This window comes from Nocardia sp. NPDC050713 (genome assembly GCF_040654315.1).
Lineage (GTDB): Bacteria > Actinomycetota > Actinomycetes > Mycobacteriales > Mycobacteriaceae > Nocardia.
In genome coordinates this window covers 172,002-184,536 of record NZ_JBFAHS010000015.1, presented here as the reverse complement: position 1 = coordinate 184,536, position 12,535 = coordinate 172,002, and the positions used below count along the sequence as shown (strand labels likewise).

Genomic DNA, 12,535 nt, shown 5'->3' with positions numbered 1-12,535 from the left:
TCATTCAGGAAGGAATGTCGTGACATCAGATAGTCGTCCACCCGCTCCGGACACCGGTACTCGAAGCACGAGCGAGACCGAGAACCCGGCGATCCCCTCCCCCACGCAGAAGACCGAGCATCGCCCCCGCTCCAACAAAGACTGGTGGCCGGAGCAGATCGATGTCTCGGTGCTGCACGCCCACTCTTCCAAGTCCAACCCGCTCGGCGAGGACTTCGACTACGCGGAAGAGTTCAAGAAACTCGACGTCGAGGCCCTCAAGGCCGATGTCGCGGCGGTCCTCACCGATTCGCAGGACTGGTGGCCCGCCGACTACGGCAACTACGGCGGCCTGTTCATCCGGATGAGCTGGCACGCGGCGGGCACCTACCGCATCGCCGACGGACGCGGCGGCGGCGGTCAGGGCGCCCAGCGCTTCGCGCCGCTCAACAGCTGGCCGGACAACGCCAACCTGGACAAGGCTCGCCGACTGCTGTGGCCGGTGAAGCAGAAGTACGGCAACAAGATCTCGTGGGCCGACCTGCTGGTGTTCGCGGGCAACGTGGCGCTCGAGTCGATGGGTTTCCAGACCTTCGGCTTCGGCTTCGGCCGACCCGACATCTGGGAGCCCGAAGAGGTCTTCTGGGGCCCGGAGGACACCTGGCTCGGCGACGAGCGCTACAGCGGCGATCGTGAGCTGGCGAGTCCGTTCGGCGCGGTCCAGATGGGCCTGATCTACGTGAACCCGGAAGGGCCCAACGGCAGGCCCGATCCGGTGGCCGCCGCGCGCGACATCCGCGAGACGTTCGGCCGCATGGCGATGAACGACGAGGAGACCGCCGCGTTGATCGTCGGCGGCCACAGCTTCGGCAAGACCCACGGCGCGGGTGACGCCGGGCTGGTCGGCGCCGAACCCGAAGCCGCCCCGCTCGAGCAGCAGGGCCTGGGCTGGAAGAGCGCCCACGGCACCGGCAAGGGCAAGGACGCCATCACCAGCGGCTTGGAGGTCGTCTGGACCGCCACCCCGACCAAGTGGGGCAACGGCTTCCTGCAGAACCTGTACGGCTACGAGTGGGAGCTCACCAAGAGTCCCGCCGGCGCTTGGCAGTGGAAGCCGAAGGACGGTGCGGGCGAAGGCGCGATCCCGGATCCGTTCGGTGGCCCCGCGCGGACGCCGACCATGCTGACCACCGACCTGTCCCTGCGGGAAGACCCGATCTACCGCGAGATCACCAGTCGCTGGTTGGAGCACCCGGAGGAACTCGCCGAGGCGTTCGCCAAGGCGTGGTACAAGCTGCTGCACCGCGACATGGGACCGATCAGCCGCTACCTCGGTCCGTGGGTCGCCGAACCGCAGCTGTGGCAGGACCCGGTGCCCGCCGTCGACCACGAGCTGATCGATGAGCAGGACATCGCGGCCCTCAAGAGCGAGGTTCTCGAGTCCGGCCTGTCGGTCGCGCAGCTGGTCAAGACCGCGTGGGCGTCGGCGGCGAGCTTCCGCAGCACCGACAAGCGCGGCGGCGCCAACGGCGCCCGGATTCGGCTCGAGCCCCAGAAGAACTGGGAGATCAACGAACCGGCCGAGCTGGCCAAGGTGCTGCCCGTGCTCGAGCAGATCCAGCAGCGCTTCAACAGCTCGGCGTCCGGCGGCAAGAAGGTCTCGCTGGCCGACCTGATCATCCTCGCCGGGTCCGCGGCGGTGGAGAAGGCCGCCAAGGACGCGGGCCACGACGTCACGGTGCCGTTCACACCGGGACGCACCGACGCGTCGCAGGAGAACACCGACGTGGAGTCGTTCGCGGTGCTCGAACCGCGGGCCGACGGCTTCCGCAACTACGTGCGAATCGGCGAGAAGGCTCCGCTGGAGCGCTTGCTGGTCGACCGGGCGTACATGCTCGATCTGACGGCGCCCGAGCTGACCGTCCTGATCGGCGGCCTGCGCGCCCTCGGCGCCAACTACGGTGGCACCGAGCACGGCGTCTTCACCGACCGGCCGGGCACGTTGACGAACGACTTCTTCGTCAACCTCCTCGACCAGGGCACGGAGTGGAAGGCGTCCGAGTCGGCGGAGAACGTGTACGAGGGCTCCGACCGGCGCTCCGGTGAATCCAAGTGGACGGCGACCGCCAACGATCTGATCTTCGGGTCGCATTCGGTGCTGCGTGCGATCGCCGAGGTGTACGCGCAGCAGGACTCCCAGGCGAAGTTCGTGAACGACTTCGTCGCGGCGTGGGTCAAGGTGGTCGACAACGATCGCTTCGACCTCCGCTGAGTTGTAGTGGTGAATCCCAGGCCCACCCTTCGGGGTCGGCCTGGGATTCCTTTGTTCGAACCGAAGGAAGTCTCTTGTCCGCACCTTTGGCCCCGTCGCTACTCGGTCGCGCACTCGGTGCGCTCGGCGCTCTCGCCGCGGTCCTCGCGACCGCGTTCGTCGTCGCTCCGCGCGCGCTGGCGGGCGATTTCGCCGACGAGCGCGATCTCCGCGACGCTTTCCGCGCGGCGTTCGTCGAGTACTGGCGTTCCGGCGACCGGGATTTCTCCCCGGCCTTGGAAAGCGTTGTGGATTACTGGTTTCGGTACCACGTGGCCAAGGGAGTGATCGCCGCGCTCTTGCTGATCGTGCTCGTCGCGCTCGGCGCTCTGCTGTGGCGGGCATTTCTTCGAGGCCGCGGTCTCGGCGCGGGCAGGAATGCCGCCTTCGCGTCGGCCGGGGTGGTCGTCACAGCGCTCGCGGTGTTCTCGCTGCTGGCGGTGATGGCCAATGTCCAAGGTGCGGTGGCGCCCTATGCCTCGCTGCTGCCGATGTTGACGGGCGGCGACACCGACAGTGAGCACGCCGAGACACGCGCTCGAGTCAGGCAGCAACTCGCCGAGTCGGTGAGCGGGAATGGCGAAACTTCCCCTGCGCTGGCGGTGATGATCAGCGACTTCTCGCTCTACCACGTGGCGATGGCCGTGATCGCCGCGGTCGTGGCGATCGTTCTGCTCGGCCTGAGTGTGGTGGCGTGGAAGCGATTCCCGAGATCGGCCGACACGCGAGCGAGGCGCGTACTGGGATCGTTCGGTGTTCTCGCCGCGTTGTCGTCGCTGGCCTCGATCGTTGTCGTCGTCGCGAACACGACCACCGTGGCGGATCCGGGACCGGCGCTCTTGGCGTTGTTCGACGGCGGATGGTGAATGCCGACGCGGCCGTCATGAGCCGGGGCGCGCCGCCTCCTCTGGAAGTGGCCTCGTAACGGTTCTTACGTGCGTCGACCGAGGACCGAACGCCCACACACGGGTTTGGGAACTGTCGTTCTTGACTAGTTGTTCCCAAACTCGGTAGGGTGATGACATGGCGCGACCGAGAACATTCGATGAGGTAGCTGTTGTCGAGTCGGCAGCGGAACTGTTCGCTCGGCGGGGGTTCGACGCCGTGTCGATCGACGACCTCGTCGGCCACCTCGGCGTGCACCGCCACAGCCTGTATCGCACCTTCGGCAGCAAGCGCGGGTTGTATCTGCGGGCGTTGCGAGCGGCACGCAAGCAGAGCCTGGTCGCGATCGCGGCCGCCGATGATCCTCTGCGAATCCTCTGCGCCGCAGTGGTTTCCGAGGGGATCGGCAGCCTGGATCTACTACTGATGGCGGCCATCGAGCAGGGTGCGGCGGATCCGGAAGTCGCCGCCGAGGTGACGGGCGCGTTCGCGGAACTCGACGCGGTCACCGCGGCGTTGGGCGACGGAACGTTGTCGACCGCGACACTGCTGGGACTTCGGTTGCGCGCCCGCGCCGGTGACGACGTGGCCCGCATCGCGGACGAGTTCACCGGACGAACACAGACCGATCGATAGATACGAACGAAGGAGAACGAGATGGCCGAGGTCGGCATCGACGGCAGGGATCTGGTGGTCCGCATGGAAGGCCTGGACAAGCTGTGGGCGTTGAAGAGTCGCCTGGTGATCCCGCTGGCGAACGTCCGCGGCGCGACCGTCGACCCCGGAATCATCAAGGAGCGCAAAGGTATTCGCGCGCCTGGGACGCACTTCCCCCGGGTGATCACGGCGGGAACCTTCCACATCGACGGGGAACGCGTGTTCTGGGACGTTCGCGATCCCGACAAGGCCGTGGTCATCGAACTGGCCGACGAGCGGTACGCACGGCTGGTGGTCCAGGTCGACAACCCCGCCGATGTGGTCGGGCTGATCGAAAAGGCCTGTGCTCGTTGAGTTTTCCTAGCAGCTGACGCCTGGCGGGCATGCCCGCGCCCTCGCCGAGATGGCCTCCGAGCGGTTGTGACGCGTGCGGAGACGACCGCCTCGGCGAGGGAGCGCCCGCTGCCCGGAACCGGCCGCGAACTACGCGGATGCCTGCATATCGGCCACGATCTTCGCGACCCGGTCGCTGGCCTGCGTCGCCCAGTGCGGATGGGTGGTGACGTAGAGACGATCGGCCTCGACCGCCGTCAGGATGATCTCCGCGGCCCGCGCGGCGGGCATGGCCTCGTTCGCCAGCTGGGTGATCGCGCCGAATCCAGGGGCGAGCCGCTCCCATTGCTCCGGGGTGAGCGTGCCCAACCATCCTTCGGTGGGCTGCGCGGGGAGGCCGCCATCGCCGAGCAAGGAGCCGATGCCGTCGGTGAGACCGCGCAGCATCTGCGTGTCGACCGGCCCCGGGCACACCACCGTGGCGCCGACCCCGGGCGCGAGTACGGCCAGCTCGCCGTGTAGCGCCTCGGTCAGCGAGACGACCGCGTGCTTGCTCGCGGTGTAGGGGCCGTTGAGCAGACCGACCGTGACGCCCGCCAGGGACGAGGTGTTGACGACATGACCGCGCCCCGCCGCGATGAAATGCGGGACGAAGGCACGCATCCCGTTGACGACACCCTGCACATTGACCGCCCAGACCCGCTGCCAGTCGTCGGGCGCGACTTCCCAGATCGGTCCGCCCACACCCATTCCGGCATTGTTGAACACCAGGTCGACACGGCCGAAGTGCTCCACAGTGGCATCGGCCAGTCGCTGAACTTGTTCCGGATCAGCGACATCCGTCGGCACCGCGAGGATCTCGGCGCCGAGTTCGTCGGCGGCCTTCGCGACGGCCTCGCCATCGATGTCGGCGAGCACCACTCGAATCCCGCGGTCGCACAGCGCCTGCGCCACGGCCCGACCGATGCCATTGGCGGCGCCGGTCACCACCGCTACCTGTCCTGGTTCCAGTTTCATTGGCTCCCTTTCGGTTCGAATATTCCGGACTTCTCGACGTCAGTCGGTCGCGCGTGCGGGCTGCGGAGCGGTCGCCCGATCGAACAACGTAACGAGTTGCGCCGCATAGAAATCGACATCACTCACCTGCCCCTCGGCATAGCGGATCGCGATGGTGTCGATGGCCGCGCGCAGCGTCACCGCCATCACATGGGCATCGAAATCGCCGAATTCGCCTGCTGATCGGCCCGCGCGGAGACCTGCTTCCAGCGGCGGCAGCGGCGAGTCGGCGCCCGCGTCGTCGAGGAACGGCTCGCCGATCGCCGCCCGGGCATTGCTGTTGAGCTCGATCAGCGCGCGCAGGACGGTCGTTCGGTCTCGCATGAACTCCATGTTCGCGGTGATGTAGGCCGCCAGTTGCGCCCGATGACCGGACGCGGCCAAAATGCGCGGCTGAATGTATTCCACCGCAGCGTCTTTCGCCGCCACCACGACGGCGCGCATCAGGTCTTCCTTACCGCTGAAGTGATAGGAGATCAGCCTCGTACTGCTCAGACCGGCGTGTTTCGCGATCTTCGCGAACGACGTCTGCGCGTAGCCGTACTCGGCTAGCACCTCCATCGTCGCGGCCACGATCTGCCTGCGCCGCTCCGCGGCCGCCGGAGACAGGGGTTCGGAGCCGTCCGTTACTCGCACAAGTAAGAAATTACTCGACCAAGTAACACCATGCAAGGGCGTTGGCCGGTTCAAGACGCCGTGCAAAATCCCGCAGCGCCTTCGGGCTGCCACCGACATGCCGTCGTCGTCCAGCGGCCGGTGTACGAAACGGGTTGCCGGGTATCGGCGGAGTATGACGAAGTTCCAGGAGAACGAGATTTTCAAGCCGGGCCAGAAGGCCCCGGCCAGCGGGATCTACGAGTGCTGCGGTCCGACTTCGTGTGGGCACCGGTTCAGCACCGACGTCGCCGGACACCGGCTACCCCCGCTGCCCGCCGACTGCAAAGGCGGCGGCTGGCGACTGCAGCAACCCACCCCGCACATCCACGCCACCGACAGCTGAGCTCGATCCCCGCCTCGGCGCCGCGAAGCTCAGGCGTCCTCGTCTCAGTGGGCCGCGCAGCGGAAGAGGGCCACGAGGTCGGGCTGATAGCCGTGGGTCGCGCAGAATCGGTGGCCGCCGAAGGCGCGGCGGTCACGCGGCGCCGACCAAGGCCAGCAAGGCGATCGGAGCCAACAGGATCCACTGGGGAAGCCGTAGCAGCCGTCGCGGTCCCGGTAGAGCGGCCGCGATGACCACGAAAACCACCGAGTAGGCGGCGAAATGCAGAGCGGTCAGCAGCGCGACCAGCTCGGTGCCCGACGGCTCGGCCACCGCCAACACGATCAGGGTGATCGCGGTGAGCACGAGATCGACACTGACCCAATGCCATACGACGTGCATCGTCCGCTTCGGGACATCCGGTAGCGCGCTGTCGAGCAGCGGTCGCACCGGGTCGACGTGTCCGGCGATCACGTGCACTGCCGCGACGGCGGCCGCGGCGATGCCCGCGCCCAGCAACCAGCCGTTCATCGCGCACCGATCCCGGTGGTCACGATGCGGCCGAGCTGATCGGCCAACGTCTCGGTCACCGGCTCACCGAGCAGGCCGAGGTGAAAGAACACCGCACCGGCCAACGTGTCGAGCACCAGCTCGACATCGACCTCGCCATCGAGCTCCCCGCGCCCCCGGGCGCGGTCGAAGACCTCCACCATGCGCGCCTTGGCCGGAGCCAGGAACGCGGTGCGCACCCGCGAACGCAGCTGCGGGTCGGCGGCGAAATCGGCCAGTAGCCCCGGCAACGCGGCGACCGCGGCCGGTGTGCTGAACTCGGCGATCAACGCGGCGGTCAAAGCGGTGACATCGCCGCCCAACGTCCCAGTGTCGGGCACCGGACCCGTGTCGACGGTGGTGAACAGCGCCTCGTAGACCAGTTCCGGCTTACCCGACCAGCGGCGATAGATCGCGTCCTTGCCGACTCCGGCGCGCGACGCGATCGCGGTGACCGAGGCCGCCGCGTAACCGGATTCGATCACCAGTCCTTCGGTGGCATCGAGAATGGCCCGGTGGGTGCGCTCGTCGCGCGGTCGCCCGGCTGTTGTCTGCGTGCTCACGCGATTACCTTACGGGTCTACCCGTTTGGTAATCAACACTTGGCCCGTCACGCCCTCGACTTGGTGGCCCACAGGACGACGTTGGTGCCGAGAAACTTCTTGCTCCACCCGATGTCGTGAAAGCCGAGCCCGCGCAGGATTTCGGCGAGGCGCTCCGGTGCCGCGAAGGCGAGCGTGCTGGATTCGAGATAGGTATAGGACGACCGGTCCCGAGCCACGATCTGGCCGAGCAGCGGAACGACGAGGCGCATCCCCCACTCCACGATCGGCTTCACCGGCCCGCTCGGCGGACACGTTTCGAGGACGACGATCCGGCCGCCGGGCTCGAGGACCCGGTGCTGTTCGCGGAGCACGCCTTCCAAGTCTTCGACGTTCCTGAGCAGATAGCCTTCGGTGATCCCGTCGAATGTCTCGTCGTCGAACGGCAGACGAGCCGCGTCCGCGCGTTGCCATCGAACCGACTGCGCACCGGGCTTGGTCTGGGCGCGCGCCAGCATCTCCTCCGAGAAGTCGACGCCCGTCACCGTGACCGAGGGATACCGCCGTGCGGCTTCCAAAGCGATCACGCCGGTCCCGGTGGCGATGTCCAACAGCTGTCCACCCGCGGGCGGCGCGACCCGTTCGGCCACTTCGCGGCACCATCGTCCATGACTGCCGAGCGTCATGAGGAAGTTCATCCGGTCGTAGTATCCGGCGATCTTCTCGAAGATCCCGTGTACTTCGGCGCCTTTGCTCTTGTCGATGGTCACTCGGTCTCCACTGCTGATCTTTCGGACTCGCGACCGGACCTGTCGACGTAGCCGAAATAGGGCGCTGGCCAACAGAAGTCGGCGGAGTCCGAACCGGGCGCACAACAGCGTATCGAGACAGGTCATCGGCCGTGGACGCGGGTGCCGATCCAGCAGCGGGCGGGTGCCGCTCTGATACGGGGCATCGCCGGGGGCGGTCGAACAGTCGGCCCGGCCCGACGATGCCGGGCCGAGAGCGACCGGCCCTGTGGCTCAGGGGCGTTCGTGCACGGTGAGCAGCAGGTGGTCGAACCGGGTGCGGGTGCTCACCGAACCGCCGCCGAAATCGCGCAGCGCGCCGACCATTTTCTCGGCGATAATGCGCAGTTTGGTGTTCGTCTCCTGGGAACGCCAGGCCAGCACATTGAACGCCTGCTCGGCGCTGATCCCGTACACCAGCATCAGCGCGCCCTTGGCCTGCTCGATCACCGCCCTCGCCTCCACCAGCTCCGGCAACGCCTCGTTCAGGACCGCACGCCGGGTCTCGTCCACGCTGTCGGTGACGTCGACGTAGAAGCCCGCGGTGCCGACCAGCGCGCCGGTGTGATCGCGCAACTGGTCGCCGACCACCAGCACGTGGTGCTCGACCCCGGCGGTGTCGATGATCCGGTGACGACTACAGAACGGCTGACCGGTCCGCACCACCGCGACGAGGGTGTCGGCGACCTCGGCGCGGTCGTCGGGATGCTTGTGCGCCAATAGCAGTTCGGTGGTCGGGACGACGGTGCCCGGGGCGTACCCGTGCAGGGCGGCGACCTCGTCGGACCATTCCCAGCGCTGGTCGGCGAACCAGAAGCGGAAACTCCCGGCCCGGGGCGGCTGCTCGGGGCTGGCGTCCACCGCATGGAGCCCGGCTGTTTCTGTCACCCGGAAAGTATCGCCGCCGTGCGCCGCGAGCGGGTGGACCGGGGCCGACTGCCGGACCTGCTCGTTCGGGAGGGGCTGACAGAATCGACGTTCGTGGTGGATGATGCGCGATTGCGACCGGCGATGGACGACGATTACGACGCTGTCGTCGCGGTCGTCGATTCCTGGTGGGGCCGAACGGTTTCGGCGTCCTTGCCACGACTGTTCTTCGATCATTTCGCGGGCACCAGCCTGATCGCGGAACGCGACAGTGCGCTGGCCGGGTTCCTCGTCGGCTTCCGCTCGCCCGATCAGCCAGCCGAGGCCTACATCCATTTCGTCGGCGTGCATCCGCAGCTGCGCGGCAGCGGACTGGCACGGCGGCTGTACCAGCGCTTCATCGCCGACGCTCGCGCGGACGGACGCACGGTGATCAAAGCGATCACCTCCCCCGGCAATACGAACTCGATCGCCTTCCACGCGGCAATGGGTTTCGTCGTCCACGACCGGACCGCCGACTACAACGGTCCGGGACGCGACATGGTGACGTTCGTCCGCACGCTCGGTCCCTCATCGGTACGACTGTCACCATGACAGAACCAGCGAAAGCGAGTCGGTCAGGTACGTGCCACCAGAATCTGCTCCGACTCCGCGGGCCGCAGTCCATCGGTGCGGTCGGCGAAGTAGCGGCGGGTCAGCTCCTCGCACGAAATGTGCTCGGCTGAAGCGAAACCCGACTCCTCGGCGAGCGCCACTATTTCGTCGGGCCGGAAGAAGCTGATGAACGGGGTGCCGGAGGCTCGGGCGCCCTGCTCGGCGGACCGGCGCATCCATTGCTCCTCGGCGCCGACGAGTTCGAGTGGCAGCATGAACGTCACAGCCAGCGAGGACCCCGGCGCGAGCGCCGAAAGCTGGCGCAGGGTAGCGATGTTCGTCTCCCTGTTGAGGTACATGGAGACGCCGGTGGAGGCCACGACCGCGGGGCGACCCGGATCGAAACCGGCGGCGAGGAGCCGCTCCCACCACGAGTCGACCTCGAAATCGACGGGCACCCAGCGCAATCCGTCCGGAACGCCCAATCCGAGCTCGTCGAGGCGCTGCCGCTTCCACGCTTGCGTGCCGGGCTGGTCGACCTCGAACACCGTCAGCCGCGCGGCGAGCTCGGGCCGGCGCTGCGCGAAGGTGTCCAGCCCGGCGCCGAGGAGAACGTACTGATCCACGCCGCGGTCGATCCGCTCGGCGAGCAGATCCTCGAGGAAGCGGGCCCGCGACACGATCCCCGCGCGCATCGGGCTCGTCGTCCGCGGATCCATATCGGGGCGATCCCGCCAGCCGTCCTCGGGGGCGGCCAGCCGCAGACCGATCCGGTCGTCGAAAACGCGAGGCGGCGCATCGATTTCCGCGTGCAGGGCCCGCCAGAGCGCGACCCGGACCGCGGTGTGATCCGGAGCGATGATCGGCACAGCACTCACTCCTTGCCCGGCGCCTGCAGATTCCACAGTCGCCCGTCGGGGTCGCGGACGGTCATCTCCTGGGTGCCGTAATGGGTCGGCTCGAACTCGTTGACGATCTCGACGTCGCCACCAGGGCGATCCGCCGTGTCGGCGACTTTCAGAACCAACAGCGTCCGCGGCTCGCTGGTCGGCGGAACCTCGGCCACGAAGACATAGGGGCCGTCGCCGTTGCGGAACTGGCCGGAACTGTGGCCGGTCTCGAACTCGACCTCGAATCCCAGTTCACGCAGGAATCTCGCCTGTTTGCCCCAGTTGTGCGTCTCCAGGAACACGGCTTCGATGCCTTCGGTCTTCATGTCAATCCTCTCCCGGCGATGTCTTCGGGTGGGTGTCGTCGAGGTAGGCGCGCAGCGCCTCGGCGACCAGCGCCGACAGCGACATTCCCGACTCGATCGCCTGGAACTTGACCTGCTTGATCAGTCCGATCGGCAGGTAGACGTTGAACTGCTTCACATCCTCGTCGCCCACGGGACAAATGCTAGCACGCTAGCCTACTAGCTTGCTAGCAGAGCGCGAGACCGGTCCGCGACCACGCCGATTCGGCGAAATCGGGTTGGATCGCGCCGAGCGGGTACGCGAGGAATGAGCAGCGAGAGACGAGATCGGGATGGGATGGTCGGATGAGCGAGCTCGGTCCGTTGGATTCGGGATTCATGGAACTCGAAGACGTCGATCAACACGTCAGCCTCGGCATCGGCGCGGTGGCGATCCTGCGCGGAAGTCCCGGCCCCCGTGCGGAATTCACCGCGCACCTGGCCGAACGGATCAGCGTGAACCCGCGCCTGCGCCAGCGCCTGCGGCGGGCCCTCTGGGATCTGAGCGCGCCGCAGTGGGTCGACGACCCGCACTTCGATATGGGCCATCACCTGCGCTGGGCGGCGCTGCCGCAACCGTGCGACGAACCGGCACTGTGGGAGATGGTGGCCACCGTCATGGAGCAGCGACTCGACCGCGACCACCCACTGTGGCGCGCCACCGTGGTCGAACACCTGGCCGGACAGCGCTGGGCATTGATTCTCACCGCCCACCACAGCATGCTCGACGGCGTCTCCGGCATCTCGCTGTTCCAACGCTTCTGCGATCCCCCCTCCGACTCCCCGACCCCGAACCGCCACCAGTCGGACAATGGCGCCGACCGCGGCCGGGATTGGCGGGCGCTGCTCGCCGAGGGACTGCGACTGCCGGTTCAGGCGCCGGCGGCGCTGCTGCGCACGGTACGCGCGGCAGCGCCGCTGGCGTGGAACGCGATCGTGCCCGAGAGCGGGTCCTCGCTGACCGGACCGATCGGGCGCCAACGCCGCTACACCGTCGCCCGGGTGTCGTTGGCACAGGTCAAACAGATCGGCGCCGCGTTCGACGTGACGGTCAACGACGTCGCGCTCGCCGCGGTGACCGCCGCGTTCCGCGCGATGCTGCTCGCCCGCGACGAACAACCCGACACCGAGACCGTCCGCATCCTGGCACCGGTATCGGTACGCACCACCGACGCCGACGGCGTACTCGACAACCGGGTCTCGGCCATGCTGCCGCAGCTGCCGACCGAACTCGACGACCCGCTCGACCAACTGCGCACCGTGCACCGGCGCCTGAACAAGCACAAGGCCAGCGGCGAAGCGGGCGCGGCGAATTCGATTCTCTCGCTCGCCAAATGGATACCCTTCGCACCGCTGGCCTGGGCGGTACGCACCGCACTGCGCTTCCCGCAGCACAGCATCGCCGGACTGGCCACCAACGTGCCCGGCCCCACCCGCACCCTGCGGCTCCACGGCCACGAGGTCCTGGAAATGTTCCCCTTCGCGCCGATCGCCATGCGACTGCGCACCTCCATCGCGATCCTGAGCTACCGCGACCACCTCGGCTTCGGTATCACCGGCGACTACGACACCACCCCCGACCTCGACCTGCTCGCCGAGACCATCACCACCACCGTCGACCGGCTCCTGGACAGCTGTCCCCAGAGCTAGGCCGTCGCCGGGTGACCCAGCGAGGATCACACATGCCGCAATCCGGCAGCGCACGGGCGACTTCGTCGACAAGAGGCAGGCGGCCGCCTGTTCGCGAGGGATGCCGAACGC

At 67.6% G+C, this 12,535-nt stretch carries 16 protein-coding genes; 7 read left to right on the top strand and 9 right to left on the bottom strand.

The window, feature by feature from the left end; all coding sequences use genetic code 11:
• The first annotated feature begins 19 nt into the window (after positions 1-19).
• From katG to AB0H49_RS26105, 4 genes are all read left to right on the top strand, one after another.
• The gene (katG, locus tag AB0H49_RS26120) at positions 20-2,251 is read left to right on the top strand and encodes a catalase/peroxidase HPI (RefSeq protein ID WP_357255062.1); all 2,232 of its coding nucleotides are present in this window, start codon (positions 20-22) and stop codon (positions 2,249-2,251) included.
• Between the two features lie 74 nt (positions 2,252-2,325).
• Positions 2,326-3,156 carry a hypothetical protein gene (locus tag AB0H49_RS26115; protein ID WP_357255060.1) on the top strand — a complete coding sequence of 277 codons (831 nt, stop codon included), beginning with the start codon at positions 2,326-2,328 and terminating at the stop codon, positions 3,154-3,156.
• Between the two features lie 157 nt (positions 3,157-3,313).
• The gene (locus AB0H49_RS26110) at positions 3,314-3,811 is read left to right on the top strand and encodes a helix-turn-helix domain-containing protein (RefSeq protein WP_357255058.1); all 498 of its coding nucleotides are present in this window, start codon (positions 3,314-3,316) and stop codon (positions 3,809-3,811) included.
• A 21-nt stretch (positions 3,812-3,832) separates the two neighbouring features.
• Complete coding sequence (locus AB0H49_RS26105) at positions 3,833-4,186, top strand: hypothetical protein (protein WP_357255056.1); 354 nt, start codon at positions 3,833-3,835, stop codon at positions 4,184-4,186.
• Between the two features lie 129 nt (positions 4,187-4,315).
• Here AB0H49_RS26105 and AB0H49_RS26100 read toward each other — a convergent pair whose 3' ends face one another.
• Positions 4,316-5,182 carry an SDR family NAD(P)-dependent oxidoreductase gene (locus AB0H49_RS26100; protein WP_357255054.1) on the bottom strand — a complete coding sequence of 289 codons (867 nt, stop codon included), beginning with the start codon at positions 5,180-5,182 and terminating at the stop codon, positions 4,316-4,318.
• A gap of 39 nt (positions 5,183-5,221) precedes the next feature.
• Positions 5,222-5,794: a helix-turn-helix domain-containing protein gene (locus tag AB0H49_RS26095; RefSeq protein WP_357255053.1), complete on the bottom strand. Its 573-nt coding sequence runs from the start codon at positions 5,792-5,794 to the stop codon at positions 5,222-5,224.
• A 217-nt stretch (positions 5,795-6,011) separates the two neighbouring features.
• On the opposite strand from AB0H49_RS26095, the gene AB0H49_RS26090 reads away from it, so the two are divergent.
• Positions 6,012-6,221 (top strand): hypothetical protein, encoded by a 210-nt coding sequence (locus AB0H49_RS26090; protein WP_355001185.1) that lies wholly within the window; start codon positions 6,012-6,014, stop codon positions 6,219-6,221.
• Positions 6,222-6,353: 132 nt separating this feature from the next.
• On the opposite strand, the gene AB0H49_RS26085 is transcribed toward AB0H49_RS26090, so the two are convergent.
• From AB0H49_RS26085 to AB0H49_RS26070, 4 genes are all read right to left on the bottom strand, one after another.
• Positions 6,354-6,731: a hypothetical protein gene (locus AB0H49_RS26085; RefSeq protein WP_357255051.1), complete on the bottom strand. Its 378-nt coding sequence runs from the start codon at positions 6,729-6,731 to the stop codon at positions 6,354-6,356.
• Positions 6,728-7,312: a TetR/AcrR family transcriptional regulator gene (locus tag AB0H49_RS26080; protein WP_357255049.1), complete on the bottom strand. Its 585-nt coding sequence runs from the start codon at positions 7,310-7,312 to the stop codon at positions 6,728-6,730. The genes AB0H49_RS26085 and AB0H49_RS26080 overlap by 4 nt, the downstream gene beginning before the upstream one ends.
• 47 nt (positions 7,313-7,359) lie before the next feature.
• Complete coding sequence (locus AB0H49_RS26075; protein ID WP_357255047.1) at positions 7,360-8,061, bottom strand: ubiquinone/menaquinone biosynthesis methyltransferase; 702 nt, start codon at positions 8,059-8,061, stop codon at positions 7,360-7,362.
• A 252-nt stretch (positions 8,062-8,313) separates the two neighbouring features.
• Positions 8,314-8,967, bottom strand: coding sequence for a PAS and ANTAR domain-containing protein (locus AB0H49_RS26070; RefSeq protein ID WP_355001181.1), 654 nt, complete (start codon positions 8,965-8,967; stop codon positions 8,314-8,316).
• A gap of 93 nt (positions 8,968-9,060) precedes the next feature.
• On the opposite strand from AB0H49_RS26070, the gene AB0H49_RS26065 reads away from it, so the two are divergent.
• Complete coding sequence (locus AB0H49_RS26065) at positions 9,061-9,540, top strand: GNAT family N-acetyltransferase (RefSeq protein ID WP_357255044.1); 480 nt, start codon at positions 9,061-9,063, stop codon at positions 9,538-9,540.
• Between the two features lie 23 nt (positions 9,541-9,563).
• On the opposite strand, the gene AB0H49_RS26060 is transcribed toward AB0H49_RS26065, so the two are convergent.
• From AB0H49_RS26060 to AB0H49_RS26050, 3 genes are read right to left on the bottom strand one after another with little or no spacing between them, the layout of a single operon-like run.
• Positions 9,564-10,403: a class I SAM-dependent methyltransferase gene (locus AB0H49_RS26060; RefSeq protein WP_357255129.1), complete on the bottom strand. Its 840-nt coding sequence runs from the start codon at positions 10,401-10,403 to the stop codon at positions 9,564-9,566.
• Between the two features lie 11 nt (positions 10,404-10,414).
• Positions 10,415-10,756 carry a VOC family protein gene (locus AB0H49_RS26055; protein ID WP_355001179.1) on the bottom strand — a complete coding sequence of 114 codons (342 nt, stop codon included), beginning with the start codon at positions 10,754-10,756 and terminating at the stop codon, positions 10,415-10,417.
• 1 nt (position 10,757) lies between these two features.
• Positions 10,758-10,928, bottom strand: a complete 171-nt coding sequence (locus tag AB0H49_RS26050) for a CopG family transcriptional regulator (protein ID WP_355001178.1) — start codon at positions 10,926-10,928, stop codon at positions 10,758-10,760.
• 152 nt (positions 10,929-11,080) lie between these two features.
• Between AB0H49_RS26050 and AB0H49_RS26045 the strand changes: the two genes are divergently transcribed.
• Complete coding sequence (locus tag AB0H49_RS26045; RefSeq protein ID WP_357255042.1) at positions 11,081-12,424, top strand: wax ester/triacylglycerol synthase family O-acyltransferase; 1,344 nt, start codon at positions 11,081-11,083, stop codon at positions 12,422-12,424.
• The last annotated feature ends 111 nt before the right edge of the window (positions 12,425-12,535 follow it).

Excerpts from the sequence above, each read along its gene's own strand:
- AB0H49_RS26110 (WP_357255058.1), top strand. The coding sequence starts at position 3,314 with ATGGCGCGACCGAGAACATTCGATGAGGTAGCTGTTGTCGAGTCGGCA.
- AB0H49_RS26100 (WP_357255054.1), bottom strand. The coding sequence starts at position 5,182 with ATGAAACTGGAACCAGGACAGGTAGCGGTGGTGACCGGCGCCGCCAAT.
- AB0H49_RS26055 (WP_355001179.1), bottom strand. The coding sequence starts at position 10,756 with ATGAAGACCGAAGGCATCGAAGCCGTGTTCCTGGAGACGCACAACTGG.
- AB0H49_RS26090 (WP_355001185.1), top strand. The coding sequence starts at position 6,012 with ATGACGAAGTTCCAGGAGAACGAGATTTTCAAGCCGGGCCAGAAGGCC.
- AB0H49_RS26085 (WP_357255051.1), bottom strand. The coding sequence starts at position 6,731 with ATGAACGGCTGGTTGCTGGGCGCGGGCATCGCCGCGGCCGCCGTCGCG.
- AB0H49_RS26045 (WP_357255042.1), top strand. The coding sequence starts at position 11,081 with ATGAGCGAGCTCGGTCCGTTGGATTCGGGATTCATGGAACTCGAAGAC.
- AB0H49_RS26105 (WP_357255056.1), top strand. The coding sequence starts at position 3,833 with ATGGCCGAGGTCGGCATCGACGGCAGGGATCTGGTGGTCCGCATGGAA.